20 protein-coding genes are annotated in these 17273 nt (G+C 72.4%); 10 read left to right on the top strand and 10 right to left on the bottom strand.

What is annotated here, in order from left to right:
- Nucleotides 1–63: 63 nt before the first annotated feature.
- The gene (locus JT1_RS13100; protein WP_068329250.1) at nt 64–792 is read left to right on the top strand and encodes a FadR/GntR family transcriptional regulator; all 729 of its coding nucleotides are present in this window, start codon (nt 64–66) and stop codon (nt 790–792) included.
- On the opposite strand, the gene JT1_RS13095 is transcribed toward JT1_RS13100, so the two are convergent.
- Entirely contained in the window at nt 793–1653 is an 861-nt protein-coding gene (locus tag JT1_RS13095) for an Fpg/Nei family DNA glycosylase (RefSeq protein WP_068327228.1), read from the bottom strand.
- A complete protein-coding gene (locus tag JT1_RS13090) occupies nt 1646–2707 on the bottom strand; it encodes an App1 family protein phosphatidate phosphatase (RefSeq protein ID WP_068327225.1) in 1062 nt (353 codons plus the stop codon). Before JT1_RS13090 ends, JT1_RS13095 begins: the two co-directional genes overlap by 8 nt.
- Nucleotides 2708–2772: 65 nt before the next feature.
- Here JT1_RS13090 and JT1_RS13085 point away from each other — a divergent pair, with 65 nt between their 5' ends.
- Nucleotides 2773–3090, top strand: a complete 318-nt coding sequence (locus JT1_RS13085; RefSeq protein WP_068327222.1) for a putative quinol monooxygenase — start codon at nt 2773–2775, stop codon at nt 3088–3090.
- A 7-nt stretch (nt 3091–3097) separates the two neighbouring features.
- On the opposite strand, the gene JT1_RS13080 is transcribed toward JT1_RS13085, so the two are convergent.
- Genes JT1_RS13080 through JT1_RS13070 form a run of 3 tightly spaced genes read right to left on the bottom strand, consistent with a single transcriptional unit; the run spans nt 3098 to nt 4733 of the window.
- Nucleotides 3098–3454 carry an ArsC/Spx/MgsR family protein gene (locus JT1_RS13080; RefSeq protein WP_068327219.1) on the bottom strand — a complete coding sequence of 119 codons (357 nt, stop codon included), beginning with the start codon at nt 3452–3454 and terminating at the stop codon, nt 3098–3100.
- Nucleotides 3455–3510: 56 nt separating this feature from the next.
- A complete protein-coding gene (locus JT1_RS13075; protein ID WP_068327216.1) occupies nt 3511–4422 on the bottom strand; it encodes an exodeoxyribonuclease III in 912 nt (303 codons plus the stop codon).
- Nucleotides 4419–4733, bottom strand: coding sequence for a GNAT family N-acetyltransferase (locus JT1_RS13070; RefSeq protein WP_068327214.1), 315 nt, complete (start codon nt 4731–4733; stop codon nt 4419–4421). Before JT1_RS13070 ends, JT1_RS13075 begins: the two co-directional genes overlap by 4 nt.
- Nucleotides 4734–4842: 109 nt before the next feature.
- Here JT1_RS13070 and gdhA point away from each other — a divergent pair, with 109 nt between their 5' ends.
- A complete protein-coding gene (gdhA, locus tag JT1_RS13065; protein ID WP_082807668.1) occupies nt 4843–6198 on the top strand; it encodes an NADP-specific glutamate dehydrogenase in 1356 nt (451 codons plus the stop codon).
- A 44-nt stretch (nt 6199–6242) separates the two neighbouring features.
- On the opposite strand, the gene JT1_RS13060 is transcribed toward gdhA, so the two are convergent.
- Nucleotides 6243–6503 (bottom strand): hypothetical protein, encoded by a 261-nt coding sequence (locus JT1_RS13060; protein WP_068327211.1) that lies wholly within the window; start codon nt 6501–6503, stop codon nt 6243–6245.
- 337 nt (nt 6504–6840) lie between these two features.
- Between JT1_RS13060 and JT1_RS13055 the strand changes: the two genes are divergently transcribed.
- The gene (locus tag JT1_RS13055; protein WP_068327207.1) at nt 6841–8358 is read left to right on the top strand and encodes a DEAD/DEAH box helicase; all 1518 of its coding nucleotides are present in this window, start codon (nt 6841–6843) and stop codon (nt 8356–8358) included.
- 84 nt (nt 8359–8442) lie between these two features.
- Here JT1_RS13055 and JT1_RS13050 read toward each other — a convergent pair whose 3' ends face one another.
- From JT1_RS13050 to JT1_RS13035, 4 genes are read right to left on the bottom strand one after another with little or no spacing between them, the layout of a single operon-like run.
- The gene (locus tag JT1_RS13050; protein ID WP_068327204.1) at nt 8443–9228 is read right to left on the bottom strand and encodes an acyl-CoA thioesterase; all 786 of its coding nucleotides are present in this window, start codon (nt 9226–9228) and stop codon (nt 8443–8445) included.
- Between the two features lie 23 nt (nt 9229–9251).
- Entirely contained in the window at nt 9252–10088 is an 837-nt protein-coding gene (locus JT1_RS13045) for a Rossmann-fold NAD(P)-binding domain-containing protein (RefSeq protein WP_068327201.1), read from the bottom strand.
- 27 nt (nt 10089–10115) lie between these two features.
- On the bottom strand, nt 10116–10853 hold the full coding sequence (locus JT1_RS13040; protein ID WP_169702000.1) for a hypothetical protein: 738 nt from the start codon (nt 10851–10853) through the stop codon (nt 10116–10118).
- Between the two features lie 46 nt (nt 10854–10899).
- Nucleotides 10900–11880 carry a hypothetical protein gene (locus tag JT1_RS13035; RefSeq protein WP_068327195.1) on the bottom strand — a complete coding sequence of 327 codons (981 nt, stop codon included), beginning with the start codon at nt 11878–11880 and terminating at the stop codon, nt 10900–10902.
- A gap of 106 nt (nt 11881–11986) precedes the next feature.
- Here JT1_RS13035 and JT1_RS13030 point away from each other — a divergent pair, with 106 nt between their 5' ends.
- The 6 genes from JT1_RS13030 (at nt 11987) to egtD (ending at nt 17271) form a co-directional block, all read left to right on the top strand.
- Nucleotides 11987–12787, top strand: a complete 801-nt coding sequence (locus JT1_RS13030; protein ID WP_068327193.1) for a maleylpyruvate isomerase family mycothiol-dependent enzyme — start codon at nt 11987–11989, stop codon at nt 12785–12787.
- A 41-nt stretch (nt 12788–12828) separates the two neighbouring features.
- Entirely contained in the window at nt 12829–13839 is a 1011-nt protein-coding gene (locus JT1_RS13025; RefSeq protein ID WP_068327190.1) for an aldo/keto reductase family protein, read from the top strand.
- A gap of 136 nt (nt 13840–13975) precedes the next feature.
- On the top strand, nt 13976–14422 hold the full coding sequence (locus JT1_RS13020; protein ID WP_082807666.1) for a methyltransferase family protein: 447 nt from the start codon (nt 13976–13978) through the stop codon (nt 14420–14422).
- A gap of 83 nt (nt 14423–14505) precedes the next feature.
- The gene (locus tag JT1_RS13015; RefSeq protein WP_068327187.1) at nt 14506–14979 is read left to right on the top strand and encodes a pyridoxamine 5'-phosphate oxidase family protein; all 474 of its coding nucleotides are present in this window, start codon (nt 14506–14508) and stop codon (nt 14977–14979) included.
- Nucleotides 14980–15082: 103 nt separating this feature from the next.
- Nucleotides 15083–16333, top strand: coding sequence for an ergothioneine biosynthesis protein EgtB (gene egtB, locus JT1_RS13010; RefSeq protein ID WP_255218323.1), 1251 nt, complete (start codon nt 15083–15085; stop codon nt 16331–16333).
- Nucleotides 16330–17271 (top strand): L-histidine N(alpha)-methyltransferase, encoded by a 942-nt coding sequence (egtD, locus tag JT1_RS13005; protein ID WP_068327184.1) that lies wholly within the window; start codon nt 16330–16332, stop codon nt 17269–17271. The genes egtB and egtD overlap by 4 nt, the downstream gene beginning before the upstream one ends.
- Nucleotides 17272–17273 lie beyond the last annotated feature (2 nt).

Genomic DNA, 17273 nt, shown 5'->3' with positions numbered 1-17273 from the left:
ATCTCTCTCATGAATGGTCCGACCATCTGTCCGTCGGCTGCCCGGGCGTGCCATCCTGTGCTCGTGACGGACGCTCCCGCCCCCGACCGGGGCACGCCGGGCCTCAAGGCCTACGAGGTCGTGCTCGAGTGGGTCGACGCCCGGATCCTCGACGGTCGCCTCAACGTCGGCGACACCCTGCCGGCCGAGCGGGAGCTGGCGAAGATGCTCGACGTCGGCCGGGCCGCGGTGCGTGAGGCCGTCCGCACGCTCGAGGCCCAGGGCGTCGTGCGCTCCGCCGTCGGAGCGGGCGGGGCCGGTGGTACGACGATCACCGCGGTGCCGAGTGGTGCGCTCGGGAGGCTGCTGCGGCTCCACGTGGCGCTGGCGAACTTCCCGCTGCCCGACGTCCTGGAGGTGCGCGTCGCACTCGAGACGCTCAGCGTGCGCCTGGCCGCCACCCACGCGAGCGCCGAGCACCTCGCGGAGATGGAGCGTCTGCTCGAGGCGATGGAGGACCCGCAGGTCGACCGCGGTCGCTTCAACGACTGCGACACCGCCTTCCACGTGCTGCTCGCCCGCGCGGCCGGCAACCACCTGGCCCGCGACTTCACCGCCGCGATCCGCGAGTCGATGCGCCTGCCGATCCTCGACGCCTTCCGCTCCGTCGGGACGTGGGAGGACGTCGCGGACAAGCTGTGCGCCGACCACCGGGCGATCCTCGAGGCGGTCACCGCCGGCGACCCGGACCGGGCCGCCGCGGTCACCGAGGCGCACATCCGCTCGGCGTGGCGGCTCATCACCGCGGACTGACTACTTGAGGAACTTGCTCGTGCGCCGGTCCGCGAGCGGCTTGCCGCCCGTCTGGCAGGTGGCGCAGTACTGCAGCGAGCGGTCGGCGAAGCTCACCTCGCGCACGACGTCACCGCAGACCGGGCACGCCTCGCCGGTGCGCCCGTGCACCCGCATCCCCGAGCGCTTGGCGTCCTTGAGCTCCGCCGCGGCCTTGCCCGACGCGGCGGCGATCGCGTCGGTGAGGGTCGTGCGCAGCGCCTCGTGGAGCGTGTCGACCTCCTCCTCCGTCAGCGACGACGCCAGGGCGAAGGGGGACAGCCGGGCCGCGTGCAGGACCTCGTCGGAGTAGGCGTTGCCGACGCCGGCGATGAGCGACTGGTCGCGCAGCACCCCCTTGATCTGCGTCTTGCGGCCGGCGAGGAGGGCACCGAAGGCCTCGCGGGTCAGCTCTCCGGAGAGCGGGTCGGGTCCCAGGCGGGCGATCCCGGGGACCTCCTGGACGTCGCGCACGAGGTAGGCGGCGAGGGACTTCTTGGTCCCCGCCTCGGTGACGTCGAAGCCGGACCCGTCGACGAGCCGCACCCGCAGCGCGATCGGCGACTTGCCGGGGCGCAGCGGTGTGCCGGGCAGCTCGTCGGACCAGCGGATCCAGCCGGCGCGGGCCAGGTGGATGACGAGGTGCGTCCCGTCGCAGTCGATGTCGATGAACTTGCCGTGGCGGTGGACCCCGTCGACGGGGGCGCCCTCGAGCGCCTGCGGCGGCGGGTCGAAGGTCTTGAGCACGGAGAAGGACGCGAGCTCCAGGCGCTCGACGGCCAGGCCGGAGAGCCGCTCGCCGAGCACGTCGACGAGCCGCTGGACCTCCGGCAGCTCAGGCACGGGTCGCCCCGAGGGACTCGCGCAGCTGCTCGAGCATCGTGTAGCCGTCGCTCGCGTGGCACACCGGCAGCTCGACGCCGACGTGCTGCGCGTAGTCGTCGGTCGCGATCGGCGTGAAGTGGCTCAGCAGCTGCTCGGTCGCCGACAGCGTGCGGATGCCGATGGCGCGCACCCGCTCGGGCAGCTGCTCGGCGAACTCACCGTAGATGCTCGGGTCGTGCTGCCCGTCGTCGCCGATGAGCAGCCAGCGCACGTCGGGCAGCTCGCGGGCGAGCCGGTGCAGGCAGGCGCGCTTGTGGTCACGACCGGAGCGGAACCAGCCGGTGTTGGTCGGGCCCCAGTCGGTCATGAGCATCGGGCCGAGGGGGTAGCCCGAGCGCCGGAGGAAGCGGGTGAGGGACGGCACCGCGTTCCACGCGCCGGTCGAGACGTAGACGATCGGGGCACCCGGGTGCTCGGCGAGCAGCTCGCGGTACATCGTCGCCATGCCCGGCACGGGACGGCGGGTGCCCTCGTGGCGGAAGAAGGTGTTGTACGCGGCGATCATCGGTCGCGGCATCGTCGTCGTGATGATCGTGTCGTCGATGTCGGAGACGATGCCGAAGGTCTGCCCCTGCCCGACGACGAAGACCGCCGCCGTCGTGTCCGCCGCCCGCGGGGAGACGATCTGCAGGTCGTGCCAGCCGGGCTCCAGGCCGTGGCCGGTGATCGTCAGGTCGAGCAGCCCGGAGCGGTCGGACCGGGTGCGGTACTCGCGCTCGCCGATGCGCACGGTGACCGGCTCGCCACCGGCCGGCGTGGTGAAGAAGGCGCGCCACCCCCTTCGCTCGCTGTCGGCGGTGCGCAGCTCGAGCCACGTCGCCCGGGCGTCCGCGGCGGCCGGTGCGTACGGGCGACGGGTCATCAGGACCCGGCCGAGGACGCGGACGCGCTCGGTGCTGCCGTAGCCGGTGAAGGCGAGGACGCGGGTGCCCCAGCCCCGTCGGCGCATGGCGCCGGCCAGCTGACGGTGCCAGGCGTCCTCGATGATCGCGGCTGCGTGCGGTCGCGGCATGGGGCCGAGCCTAGGGGAGGTTGCGCTCGAGCACTGCCGTCGACCCGGCGGGCTAGCGTGGGCGCATGATCCTCATCGTCGTGAAGTACCGCACCAAGCCCGAGTACACGGAGCGCTTCCCGCAGATCGTCCGGGAGTTCACCGAGGCCACGCGGGCCGAGCCGGGCAACATCTTCTTCGAGTGGAGCCGCAGCATCGAGGCCGATGACGAGTGGGTGCTCGTCGAGGCCTTCCAGGACGACGCGGGCGAGGCGCACGTGACGAGCGACCACTTCGCCCAGGGGCTCGAGGCGATGCGCCCGACCCTCGCCGAGACGCCCCGCATCATCAGCCGCACCGTCGAGGGGACCGGCTGGGACGAGATGGGCGAGCTGCAGGTCTGAGCGTCGCTCAGCCGGCGAGGAAGGGCGCGACCCGCTCCTTGGGGCGGCCGATGATCGCGACATCGCCCTTGACGAGCACCGGGCGCTGCATGAGGCGCGGGTGCTCCACGAGCACGGCGACGACCTGGTCGACGGTCGCGACGTCGGCGTCGGTCAGGCCCTGCTCCTTGAAGAAGGAGTCGCGGCGCACGAGGTCGGTCGGCTCGTCCTCGAGCTTGCCGATGAGCTCGCGCAGGGCCGCCTCGTCGAGGGGCTCCTTGAGGTACTGGACGACCTCGGCCTGCGTGCCGGCGGCGTCGACGGCCTCGACGGCGGCGCGGGAGGTCGAGCACTTCGGGTTGTGCAGCACGGTGACGTCACTCATGGGGCCAACTTAACCACCGCTCCCTGAGGAGGTCGCGAAGCAACCGTCGCGAAGGGTCAGTCCGCGTAGTCCACGACGACCGCGGCGTGGTCGCTCACCCGCTCGGGACCGCTCGCCGGGCGGTCGGTCCCGGCGGTCACGGCTCGCCGGGCCAGGCCGGGCGTCGCCAGGTGGTAGTCGATCCGCCAGCCGGTGTCCCGGTCGAAGGCCCCGCCCATCCACGACCACCACGACATCGGGCCGGACGCGTCGGGGTGCTGCGCGCGGACGACGTCGACGAGGGTGCGCGGCGAGACGATCGAGGAGAACCACTCGCGCTCCTCGGGCAGGAACCCCTCTGACCTGCTGCTGCTGCGCCAGTTGGTGAGGTCCTGGGGCGTGTGCGCGATGTTGAGGTCGCCGAGGAGCAGGAACTCCCGACCGGCGGCGCGGGCCGCCTTGCGGGAGCGGTCGAGCTGTCGGGCGAAGGAGGCGAGGAAGCGCATCTTGCGTTGGTACCTCGCGCCGCCGTCGGGGACCTCACGCCCACCGGGCTTCTGCAGGTGTGCGGGCAGGCCCCCCTTCGGCAGGTACAACGACGCGACGGTCACGGGAGCGTCGGCGAGGTCGACCTCGATGTACCGCCCCTCCGAGGCGAAGGGGGACAACCCGCGCGCCATCGTGCCGGGCGGGGAGGGCTCGGTGTGCAGGTGCTCCTCGCCGGGGGCGCGCACCAGGACCTCGCCGTCCCAGGTGCGCACGGCCGCGGGGCGGGTGCGGGTGAGGACGGCGACGCCGTTGCGGCCGGCGATGTGGCCCGGCTCGTAGGCCAGGTGGTGGTCGCCGAAGACCCCGCTCGGCAGCTGCTCGGGTGGGCAGCGGACCTCCTGCAGGGCGACGACGTCGGGCCGGCGCTCGGCGAGCCAGGTCTCGAACCCCCTGCGCTGCGCCGCCCGGATGCCGTTGATGTTGAAGGTCGCGACCCTCACGCGTCGATCGCGGCGAGGTCCGCCGGGGTGGGCTGCGAGGTGATGTCGCCGTGCTCGGGGTGCTTGCCGAGCCACTTCTTGACGTAGGGGCAGACGGGGACGACGGTCAGACCTTCCGCGCGGGTGGCCGCGACGGCCTGCTCGACGACGGTGCCGGCGAGGCCCTGCCCGCCGAACTCCTCGTCGATCTCGGTGTGGAAGAAGACCCGGCGCCCGTCGTGGTCGGCGAACTGCGCGAACCCGGCCGCCTTCCCTTCGCTCGTGATCTCGAAGCGGTCCGGACCGGACTGGCGGCTCACCTGGGTGCTCATGCCCCAACCCTGCCACGGACCCCTTCTCACCTGCAGAACGCCTGCGACCCCCTCGTGCCTGCCCGGCTAACGTGAGGTCAGACCCCCGCCCGCCTCTCGAGGAGCCCGCATGACCGCTTCCGCGCTGCACCCGAACTTCCAGGCCCACTTCGACGAGGTGATCGCCCGCAACCCGGGTGAGAAGGAGTTCCACCAGGCCGTCTACGAGGTCATGCAGTCGCTGAGCCCGATCGCCGGCCGCGTCGACGAGTACGCGCAGTGGTCGATCCTCAAGCGGATCGTCGAGCCGGAGCGTCAGATCATCTTCCGCGTGCCGTGGGTGACCGACTCCGGCGACGTGCAGATCAACCGCGGCTTCCGCGTGGAGTTCAACTCCGCGCTCGGCCCGTACAAGGGCGGGCTGCGCTTCCACCCGAGCGTCAACCTGTCGATCATCAAGTTCCTCGGCTTCGAGCAGGTCTTCAAGAACTCGCTGACCGGCATGCCGATCGGCGGCGGCAAGGGCGGGTCGGACTTCGACCCCAAGGGCCGCTCCGACCAGGAGATCATGCGGTTCTGCCAGTCCTTCATGACCGAGCTGTACCGCCACATCGGCGAGTACACGGACGTCCCGGCCGGCGACATCGGTGTGGGCGGGCGCGAGCTCGGCTACCTCTTCGGCCAGTACAAGCGGATCACCAACACCTACGAGTCCGGTGTCCTCACGGGCAAGGGCCTGTCGTGGGGCGGCTCGCAGGTGCGCACCGAGGCGACCGGCTACGGGACGGTGTTCTTCGCGCAGGAGATGCTCGCGGTCAAGGACGACTCGCTCGAGGGCAAGCGGGTCGTCGTCTCGGGCTCCGGCAATGTCGCCATCTACGCGGTCGAGAAGGTGCACCAGCTCGGCGGCACGGTCGTCGCCGTCTCCGACTCCGGCGGCTACGTCGTCGACGAGGGCGGCATCGACCTGGGCCTCCTGCAGGAGATCAAGGAGCGCCAGCGCGGTCGCCTCACGGACTACGCGGAGGCGAAGGGGGGGTCCGCCCGCCACATCGCCGACGGCACCATCTGGGACGTGCCGTGCGACGTCGCCCTGCCGTGCGCGACCCAGAACGAGCTCTCCGAGGAGCACGCCGCGACGCTGATCAAGAACGGCGTCAAGCTCGTCGCCGAGGGGGCCAACATGCCCTGCGTGCCGGGTGCGATCGAGGCCTTCCGCGCGTCCGAGGTCCTCTACGCCCCGGGCAAGGCCTCCAACGCCGGCGGCGTCGCCACCTCCGCCCTGGAGATGCAGCAGAACGCCAGCCGCGACTCCTGGGGCTTCGAGGAGACCGAGCTGCGCCTCGAGGAGATCATGCGCGACATCCACACCAACTGCGTGGCCACCGCCGAGGAGTTCGACAGCCCGGGTGACTACGTCGCCGGCGCCAACCTCGCCGGCTACATCAAGGTCGCCGACGCGATGGTGGCCCAGGGCGTCATCTGATCGACCGCCCCTCGCGCGCTACGAACTGCGGCTGGCTGTCGACGTCAGTCGTGGCAGCAGCAGGTGCACTCCTCGTCCTCGTCGTGCACGAGCTCGAAGCGCCGCCCGAGACACAGCCGCACGAGCGCGACGCTGCTCGGGTTCTGGCAGATCTCGAAGCTGCCCTGCTCGTGCCGGCGGAGCAGCTCTACGGCGGCGAGCATCCCGGCTGCCTCGAGCGGGCTCAGCTCCGGTGAGTAGAGCCTCGCGCGCAGGGCGGTCAGCTCGGCGGTGTGGTCGGGGACGGGGCGGGTCCGGTGCGTCATGTGGTCACCCTGAGCTCGGTCGAAGGGGGTGTCAGCTCACCTCGTCGGGTCGTAGCTGAACCGCAGCTGCATGACTGGTCAGGTTGTGCGTTGAACCGGTAGTCCCTCATGCCGGCAGCGCCCTCTGAGCATGCGCCGGTCCCCTCAGCTACCACTTGAACACACAACCGTCCGGCCACCCCGTGGTCAGGACCGCCCCCTTCGCCCGCTACACTCGACACAGCAGCCGCCCAGTTCTGCAGCGAGCTGCTTCTTTGATTGCACCGATGCCATCGCGCCGCGATCGTCCCCTGCGTTGCCGCAGGCTGGCTCCCGCGCCGGGCAGAACCGAAGCATCATGACTCCGTCTGGAGCACCCTTCGTGACCAACACCTTCGCCGACCTCGGCGTGCCCACCGCCCTGACCTCGATCCTCGAGCAGGACGGCATCACCATCCCCAGCCCGATCCAGGCAGCGACGCTGCCGGACTCCCTCGCCGGCCGGGACGTCCTCGGCCGCGGCCGCACCGGCTCGGGCAAGACCCTGGCCTTCGTCCTGCCGATGCTCGCCCGCCTGGCCGAGGCCAACCGGCGCCCGCAGCCCAAGCGCCCCCGTGCCCTGATCCTCGTGCCGACCCGCGAGCTGGCGACGCAGATCGATGACGTGCTGGCTCCCTTCGCCTCCGTCCTGGGCATGCGCAGCCGCACCGTCTTCGGCGGTGTCGGCCAGAACCCGCAGGTCCAGGCCATCGCGCGCGGCGTCGACGTCGTCGTCGCCTGCCCGGGCCGTCTCGAGGACCTCATGCAGCAGGGCCACGTCGACCTCTCCGGGATCGAGATCACGATCCTCGACGAGGCCGACCACATGGCCGACCTCGGCTTCCTGCCGGGCGTGAAGCGCATCCTCGACAAGACCCCGCGCGGCAGCCAGCGGATGCTCTTCTCCGCGACCCTCGACGGCGCGATCAACCAGATCGTCAAGCGCTACCTCGAGCAGCCGGTCACCCACGAGGCCGACTCGGCGCAGTCGCCGGTCGCGAAGATGACCCACCACGTCCTGCACATCAGGAACGACGACCACCTCCCGGTCCTCACCGACCTCGTCGCCGCGCCGGGTCGCAAGGTCGTCTTCACCCGCACCAAGCACCGCGCCAAGAAGATGGCCCGCCAGCTCAACGCCGCCGGTGTCCCCGCGGTCGAGCTGCACGGCAACCTCAGCCAGGGCGCGCGCACCCGGACGATGGAGGCCTTCCACTCCGGCAGCGCGCAGACCCTCGTCGCGACCGACATCGCCGCCCGCGGCATCCACGTCGACGACGTCTCGCTCGTCATCCACGCCGACCCGCCGGTCGAGCACAAGGCCTACCTGCACCGCTCCGGTCGCACGGCCCGCGCCGGTGCCGAGGGCACCGTCGTCACGCTGATGACGGACGAGCAGGTCCGCGACGTCCGCGACCTCACCCGCAAGGCCGGCATCAAGCCCACCACCACCCGCGTCGCCGTCGGGCACGAGCTCCTCGCGGAGCTGGCCCCGGGCGAGCGGACCTTCCCCGGTGGCTTCGTCGCCGACGTCCCGCAGCAGCAGGGCGGGGCGAAGGGGGGCTCCCGCGGTGGTGGCCGTGGCGGCCAGTCCCGCAGCGGCCAGGGCGGCCAGGACGGCCAGCGTCAGCGCGGTGAGCGCGGCGGTGCCGGGCGCAACCGCAACGGCGGCGGCTCCGGCCAGGGCCGTGGCGGCTCCGGCGGCGGTCAGTCGCGCGGCGCCTCGGGCGGCCAGCGTCGCTCCGGTGGCCAGGGCGGCGGGTCCGCCCGCCAGGGTGGCAGCCGCGGCGGCAGCGTCGTGGCCTTCAGCTCCAGCAGCAGCGGCCGCAACCGCTGACCCCACGCCGCACGACGAAGGAGCGCGACCCACGGGTCGCGCTCCTTCGTCGTGTCGTCGGTGGTCCCGGCGTGACCGCGCCGCTCAGCCGAAGACGGCCACCGTCTGCCGGCTGATCGCGACGAGGCGCCCGTCCGGGTGCCAGATCCGCGCGTCCGTGTGGGCGTAGCCACCCTCGGCGCGGTCGGTGCGCACGGCGTAGGCCCAGTGGGTGTCGGGCTCGGCCGCGACGTCGTCGGTGATCTCGAGCGACCAGGTCAGGCTGCTGCCGGGGGCCGGCTGCGACAGCATCTGGATGACCGCGGGCGGCCACGCGTCGGCGAGGCTGACGAAGTGCCGTTCGTCGAAGCCCGGCGGCGCCTCCCGGAAGCGCATGAAGCCGTGCAGGTGCGAGGTGTCGACGCCCGTGTACGGGAAGCCGCCGTCGGCCAACCGCATCTCGACGTGCTGGAAGAAGTCGGGCGACGCGCCGGGGACGTGCGGGAAGGGCTCGATCGTCTCCGGCGCGGGCAACGCCGGCATCGCGCCGCTCTCGTGCGGCACCGAGATCGTGGACTCGCGCTCCCGACCGAAGGCGGCGAGCACAGCCGCGACGACCTGGCCGTCCTGCACCACGTGCGCCTGCGCCTGGGTGGCGTTCTTGCCCCGGCGCAGCGTCGTCACCTCGGCCCGGGCGCTCCCCGGCGCCAGCGGCGCGACGAAGCTGACCATGAGGTGCCGCAGCGGAGGGGCGTCCGGCAGTTGCGCACGCAGCGCGGCGAGGGCCAGCCCGGCGACGAGGCCGCCGTAGGTGGCCCGTCCCTGGCCCCAGCCCTCCTCGACGTGGAGGGTGCCGGTCCCGGCCCGGTCGAGCATCTCCTGCAGATCCATGGCCGCAGCCTACAAATGCAGGATCAGCGGTCGAGCAGCAGTTGCGCCCGGTACCCCTCCCGGTACGTCGGGTACCGCAGCTCCAGCCCGCTCGACCGCAGCCGCGTGTTGCGCATCCGGCGTCCGTGCGGCTCCTCGACCCCGGTCGGCGCCGGGCGCGGCACCCCGAGCTCGTCGGCGACGAAGTCCCGCACGTCCCCGGCCAGGGCCGGCTCGTCGTCGGTCCCGACGTAGAGGTCGCTCGGCTCCGCGGCCATCGTCAGCAGGTGGGTGATCGCGGCGGCCGCGTCCTCGCGGTGGAGGCGGTTGGTCCAGCGGCCGGGGTCGGCGTTGTGGCCCTCGCGGGTCATGCGCACGAGCCGGTTGCCGGGCGCGCCGTAGAGCCCGCTGAACCGCAGGATGCTCCCGTGGTGGAGCGCCGCGCGGAAGAGGGCCTCGGACTCGAGCAGGATCTTGGGTCGATCCGCTTGCGGCGCAACGGGAGTCGTCTCGTCGAGGTCGCCCTCGAGGTCGCCGTACACGCTCGTCGACGACACGAGCACCGCTCGCCGCGGCATCCCGGCGCGCAGCACGGCGTCCAGCCCACCGCGGACCCCGTCGAGGTAGGCGCGGCGGTACCCCCCTTCGTCCCGGCGGTCGGGGGTGAGGGAGATGACGAGCAGGTCCGCGGGCAGGTCCGGGACGTCCCCGGAGGCGAGGTCGGCGGCGACGCCGTGGAAGCCCTCCGGCAGCGCGGCGACGTTGCGCCGCACACCGGTCACCTCGTGGCCGCCGGCCAGCAGGGCGGTCCCGACGCGGATGCCGAGGTCGCCGCACCCGAGCAGCACGGTACGAAGGGGGGATCCCTCGGAGTCGGTCATCCCCTGATCGTGCCAGCCGCTCGTTCCTCAGACCGTCTCGGGGACCGGCAGGTCGGCCTCCACGACCTCGGTGGCATCGGTGATCGCCCCGTCCGTCCCCACGGTCACGTCGTGCCGCACCAGGTCGCCGTCAGTCACCGTCCACAGCTCCACGGTCCACGGCCCGTCGCCCGTCACCGTGGCGGCGGAGATGTCATCGGCGTGGTCACGGCGGACGGCCTCGATCCGGGCCGTCTCCTCCTCGGAGGGCGTGGGGACGAACGGGATGTCGTCGACGGAGGACAGGCGCGCGTAGCCCTTCGTCATGTCCCGCGTGGCGTCGGCGTGGACGGCGGCGAGCTCCTCCGCCTCGTCCGCGCTGGTCACGCGGGCCCCCTCGATCACCTGCTCCCAGCGCTCGGGGAAGCCGCTCAGGACGACGACCTCACGACCGGAGTCCTTGATCCCCATGAACCACCGCTGCGGGTGACCCCCACCGCTCGGCAGGACGTCGACGACCTGCCAGTCCCCGAGGGCGGCTGCCTCGATGGGGGAGATGCTCGTGGTGTCGGCCCGGACGGCCCGCGCGATCGTCGGGCTGGTCGCCTCCAGGGTCGTGGCGATCTCTTCCTGCATGTCCTTGCCTCCTGTTGTCGTGCTCCGGGTCGGTGCCTGGGTCGTGCTCGGGTCGGTCGTGGTGTCCCCAGCGCACGCCGACACGGGCACGAGGCAGAGGGCCGCGGCGGTCATGGCCCAGACGTGCCGCAGGGGTCGAGGTCGTGACATCAGCTCCATGGTCCTTCGACGCTACCCATCTTCGACCGGTTCCTCGTCAGTTCACCGAGTCCCAGTGGGACCCGTAGTACTCGGGGTAGGTCTGACCGGTGTTGGAGGTCGTGTAGTAGCCACTGGTGAAGAGCTCGTAGATGGCGTCCTGGCCCGCCTGGTCGGCCTCCTCGGGGGACTGGCCCGCGTCGATGGCGCTCTGGCGCGCGGCGTCGTAGTCCTGCTCGGCCCTGCTGACCGGGACGTCCATCCCGGCCTCGCGCTGTTGCTTCGCATAGCTGACCTCGGTCGCCACGGCTTCGGTCTCGTCGCGCAGACGGTTGTCGAGGTACTCGTCCCGGGGCACCTCCGTGGCCCCGACGGGGCGGTCCTCTGCGTCCCACCGCGCGTGGCTGGCCTCGTGGATGATCGTCGACGAGTCGTCGTACCCGGGACCGATGACCATCGCATTCAGCCCTGCGTCGTAGATCGCGCCCTGCTGGTTGGGGTCGACGATGATCTCGATGCCGTTGCGCGCCATCCAGTCGAGGGTGGCGCGACCCTGCGGCGTCGCCTGCATCTCCTGGATCATCGGGTCGTCCGGGTCGGCGCCCTCGGGCAGCCGGCCCTGGCCTGCTCCCGGGTCCTGCGTGCCGCTCCACGGGTCGTCGCCGAAGAGCCGGCGCAGCCAGCTGCCGAACCCGTCACGCGCGTCGTTGTTGTCCGGGCTCACCGGCTCACGGGACCCACCGACGCCCCGGTCCGGGCCGCCGTCGTCGCTCGTGCGGCGCTGCTGGTCGGCCTCGGCGCGCAGGCGGTCCACGGCCTGCTGCAGGGTCTGAGCGGCCTGGGCGACCTGCTGCCGCGCCGCCGTCCACTCGTGGCAGAAGTGCTCCAGGTCGCCGCCCTGCCACGCGTCCTCGAGCACGTGCACCATCGCCGTACCTCGCTCGGCGATGTCGTCGACCCGGTGGCTCTGGCTCTGGAGGTTGCCGGCGATGTCGTCCAGGCGCTCGGCGTTGCTGCCGTGGCTCACGGTCTGGCTCATCTGTTCCCCTCGATGTCTCTCCGACGTCCTCGGCACACGTTAGGTCCGGCAGCAGCCGCGGGGCGATGGGGAGCGCTCCCCACGACCTCGCCCTACGCTGACCAGCATGACGCGACCGGACCCCTTGGCCTTGTGGGACGAGACCTCCCGCGACCTGCTCGCCGTCCTGCGCGAGCTCGGCGACGACGACTGGGACCGGCCGGCCCTGCCGGGGTGGACCGTCAAGGACGTGCTCGCCCACCTCGCACACCTCGAGTCCGAGGCGGCGGGCATGGACCAGCCCGAGGGCGGCCGCGTCGCGGTGGAGTCGGGCGCCAACCAACCGATGCCGACCGACCTCACCGGGGTGGGCGTGGCCGCCCGCCGGGAGCGCTCTGCCGCAACGCTGCTCGACGAGTTCGAGACCGCCTGCGTCGCGCGCCGCGAGGTCCTCGCCGCCCTCGACCAGTCGGACCCGGGCACCCCGGCGCCCGGCATCGTCGGTGACCTCGGCTGGGACCTGCGCACCCTCCTGCGCAACCGCCCGATCGACCTGTGGGTCCACGAGCAGGACATCCGCCGCGCCACCGGGCGACCGATGACGACGACCGGCGTCGGTGCCGCCCACGTCGCCGGCCTGATGACGAAGGTCTTCCCGATGACCCTGCGCCGCCTGCCCGTCGGCACGTCGGTGGTCGCGACGATCACCGGACCGCAGGGGCGGGTGCTCGCGGCCCGGGTGGGCGAGGACGGGAGGGCGGCCCCCTTCGACCCGAGCGAAGGGAGCGACGTCGCCCTCGAGATGGACGACGCCACCTGGCTCCTCCTCACCGGCGGTCGCATCACCCCGGAGGAGGCGGCGGTCGAGGTGACCGGCGACGCCGACCTCGCCGCGACCGTGCTCGGTCGCCTCAACGTCACCCCCTGACGGGACGACGGTCGGGGTGCGCGGGCACTAGCGTGAGCCCCATGGAGCACCGATACCTCGGCAACAGCGGTCTCAAGATCAGTGAGATCGCCTACGGCAACTGGCTGACCCACGGGTCGCAGGTCGAGGCCGACGCGGCCACCGCCTGCGTGCGGGCCGCGCTCGACCACGGCATCACCACCTTCGACACCGCCGACGTCTACGCCAACACCAAGGCGGAGAGCGTCCTCGGCGAGGCACTCAAGGGCGAGCGGCGCGAGTCGCTCGAGATCCTCACCAAGGTCTACTGGCCGACCGGGCCCGGTGGGCCCAACGACTCCGGCCTCTCGGCCAAGCACATCCGCGAGTCGATCGACGGCTCGCTGCGGCGGCTGCAGACCGACTACGTCGACCTCTACCAGGCGCACCGCTTCGACACGGAGACCCCGCTCGAGGAGACGATGCAGGCCTTCGCCGACGTCGTCCGGCAGGGCAAGGCGCTCTACATCGGCGTCAGCGAGTGGACGGCCGAGCAGATCCGCGAGGGGCACGCGCTCGCGCAGCAGCTCGGCATCCGCCTCATCTCCAGCCAGCCGCAGTACTCGATGATCTGGCGGGTCATCGAGGACCGCGTCGTCCCGACCTGCGAGGAGCTCGGGCTCTCGCAGGTCGTCTGGAGCCCCATCGCCCAGGGCATCCTCACCGGCAAGTACCAGCCCGGTCAGGCCCCGCCCGCCGGCTCGCGCGCCACCCACGAGGAGGCGGGCAAGCCGATTGCCGGCCGCGTGGGCGACGAGGCGCTGCTGACCGCCGTGCAGCAGCTGCGCCCGATCGCCGACGAGGCGGGCCTGTCGATGGCCCAGCTCGCCGTCGCCTGGGTGCTGCAGAACCCCAACGTCGCCGCCGCGATCATCGGCGCCTCGCGCCCCGAGCAGGTCGAGGAGAACGTCGCCGCCTCGGGCGTCACCCTCTCCCCGGAGGCCATGGTCGCGATCGACGAGGCCCTCGAGGGCCACATCGAGCGCGACCCGGAGATGACCACGAAGAACGCTCCGGCCACGCGCCCGACCTGACCCCCCTTCGAGACGTGGGCGATGGCTGCTATCCAGGCGCGATGGCGGCCATCGCCCGCTTCTCGGCGAGGGGCGGCGGGCAGGACCAGGTCGAAGGGGGTGTCCCCGGCCACCGCACCTCACTACCGTTGGGTGCATGGACATCCCGTCGATCCTCCGCTCACCCCCCGTGGTCGGGCTGGCGTCGCTCGCCGCGCAGCGGGTGCTGGCGCGCGGCTCGACGTCAGCCGCCACGTCCGCGCTCGGTGCGGCGGTCGCCGTCGCGGGTGTCGCCCTCATGGGCGCCGGCATCCGGCAGATCCGATCGGCCGGGACCACGCTCGACCCCATGCACCCCGAGGGGGCGACCGCGCTCGTGCGCGATGGCATCTTCAGGCACTCACGCAACCCGATCTACCTCGGGGACGCCCTCCTGCTCACGGGGCACGCCATCCATCGGCGTGACCTGCTCGCGCTCCTCCCGGTCGCGGTCTTCGTCGGGGTGATCGACCTCTTCCAGATCCCCGAGGAGGAGGCGGCGATGCTCGCGACCTTCGGGTCGAGGTACGGCGACTACGTCGCGACGGTGCGGCGCTGGTTCTGAGGCCAAGCCTCGCCAGGACGTGTCGCGCGGTGCCGGGTGGGTATGGCCTAGGGACCCACCGCACGACGACCCGAGGAGCCACGATGGCCGCAGACGAGATCGACACCGTCACCAAGATCATGGAGGACACCAGGATCGCCGTCCTCACCTACGTCGAGGGCGGACGACTGGTCTCCGTGCCGATGGGCACCCAGGACCTCGACGACCCGGGGACGGTCCACTTCATCACCGAGGCCGACTCGGACAAGATGCACGCGATCGCCGCCAACCCGCAGGTCAACGTCACCTACTCGAGCGACGACGGCTGGGTCAGCCTGAGCGGCACGGCCGCCCGCAACGACGACCGCGAGCTGCTCGAGCGGTTGTGGGACCCCTCGGCCGGCGCCTTCATGGAGGGCGACGCCGACAACCCCGCCAACACCCTGCTCACGGTGACCGCGGAGACCGCCCGCTACTGGGCCACGCCCGGCAGCATCGCGACGGTCGTGCAGATGGCCAAGGGCCTCGTCAGCGACAGCCGGCCCGACCTCGGCGACAGCGGGACCGTCTCCCTCTGAGCGGGCGCCTGTCGGGGGTCTGGCGTAGCGTCGTCCCTGTCCGAAGCTCCACATCTCCCGGTGCCCGGCGGTGGTCGTCAACCCCCGTCGCATGGAGGACAGCATGACCACGACCGCCCCACGCGCAGACGTCACGTCGCTGCTCGGACGCTTCCGCAGCGTCCGTGAGCGGACCGACCGGCTGACCCGTGACCTCAGCCCCGAGGACCAGACCCCGCAGTCGATGACCGAGGCGAGCCCGGCGAAGTGGCACCGCGCCCACACGACGTGGTTCTTCGAGGAGTTCGTCCTCGGCGCCGATCCCGGCTACCGGCCGCGCGACCCTGCCTTCCGGTACCTCTTCAACAGCTACTACGAGGCGGTGGGCGAGCGGCACCCCCGCGCCGCCCGTGGCCACGTGACCCGCCCCGGCGTCGCGGAGGTCGCGGCCTACCGGGCCGATGTCGAGCAGCAGGTGGCCGAGCGGCTCGAGGCGGGCACGCTGGAGGAGGCGCAGGTCGCCCTCGTCGAGCTCGGCTGCCACCACGAGGAGCAGCACCAGGAGCTGCTCCTCATGGACCTCAAGCACCTGCTGTCGGGCAATGTCCTGCAACCGGTCTACGTCGAGCGGGCCCCGGACGCCGACCCGGCGACCGTCCCCGACCCGCTGCGCTGGACCCACGTCCCGGGCGGGGTGACCCACGTCGGTGACGACGGTGCGGGCTTCGCCTTCGACAACGAGCGCCCGCGCCACCGGGTGTGGCTCGAGGACGTCGAGATCGGCGCCCGCCAGGTCACCAACGCCGAGTGGCTCGAGTTCATCGCCGACGGCGGCTACGCGCGCCCCGACCTGTGGCTCTCCGACGGGTGGGCGAGCGTGCAGGCCGCCGGGTGGCGCGCGCCGGGCTACTGGCGCGAGGACGACGACGGGGGATGGACCACCTTCACCCTCTCCGGCCGTCGACCGGTGGTCGCCGCCGAGCCGGTGTGCCACGTCTCGTTCTTCGAGGCCGATGCCTTCGCCCGCTGGGCCGGCCACCGCCTGCCCACCGAGCAGGAGTGGGAGGCGCGCGCGGCGAGCGGGCGCGAGGTGCGCGGGGGGCTGCTCGACCCGGAGCGCTGCCACCCCCTTCGCGCGGCCGAGGTGACCGTCGGCGACGTCTGGGAGTGGACGGCGAGCGCGTACGTGCCCTACCCCGGCTTCGAGACGGCGCCGGGTGCGGTCGGCGAGTACAACGGCAAGTTCATGAACGACCAGCACGTCCTGCGCGGCGCGTCGGCGATCACCCCGCCCGACCACCCGCGCACGACCTACCGCAACTTCTTCCCCGCCGCCTCACGCTGGGCCTTCTCCGGACTGCGCCTCGCCCGATGAGCCGCGAGGAGCTCGAGGCCGACCTGCGCGCCGGGCTGTGGGCGGACCCGCCGACGCTGCCGCCGCGCTGGTTCTACGACGAGCGCGGCAGCCGCCTCTTCGACGAGATCACCGCGCTGCCCGAGTACTACCCGACCCGCGCCGAGCACGAGATCCTGCGCCGGCGCAGCACCGAGATCGTCGCGCTCACGGACGCGCGGAGCCTGCACGAGCTGGGGGCCGGGACCGCGACCAAGACGCGCGAGCTGCTCGATGCCCTGACGGCCGGCGGCCGCAGCACGCTGTACGCGCCGCTCGACATCAGCAAGGAGGTGCTCCTGGAGGCCGCGGACCGGCTCCGGTCGGACTACCCGAGCCTGCGGGTCGAGCCGGCCGTCGCCGACTTCCACCGCCTGCCACCCCTGTCCGGCGAGCCCGGCGGGCGGCTGCTCGCCTTCCTCGGCGGGACGATCGGCAACTTCGAGGAGGAGGAGCGCGCGGTCTTCCTCCGGATGATCCACGCCGCCCTCGACCCGGGGGACCACCTGCTCCTCGGCGCCGACCTCGTCAAGGACCGCGAGCGTCTCGTCGCGGCCTACGACGACGCGGCCGGGGTCACGGCGCAGTTCAACCTCAACCTCGTCGACGTCATCACCGGCACCACCCCCGTCACCGGGCTCGACCGGGCCGACCTCGTCCACGAGGCGGCGTGGGACGAGGACTCCTCGCGCATCGAGATGCGCCTGCGGGCGGTGCGGGACGTCACCGCGGACTTCACCGCCATCGGGCGCACCTGGCACCTGCCGGAGGGGGAGCACCTGCGCACCGAGATCTCCCGCAAGTTCGACCTCGCCGCGCTGGGTGGCGAGCTGGCCGGCCACGGCTTCGAGACGGCGGCGACGTGGACCGACGACGCCGGGGACTTCTCGCTCACCCTCGCCCGCGTCACGGCGGGCTGAGC

Source organism: Janibacter terrae NBRC 107853 (genome assembly GCF_001591405.1).
In the GTDB taxonomy this organism is placed as follows: Bacteria; Actinomycetota; Actinomycetes; order Actinomycetales; family Dermatophilaceae; genus Janibacter; species Janibacter terrae.
Note: the sequence above shows the minus strand (reverse complement) of the source record. Positions and strands in the feature narration are given on the sequence as shown.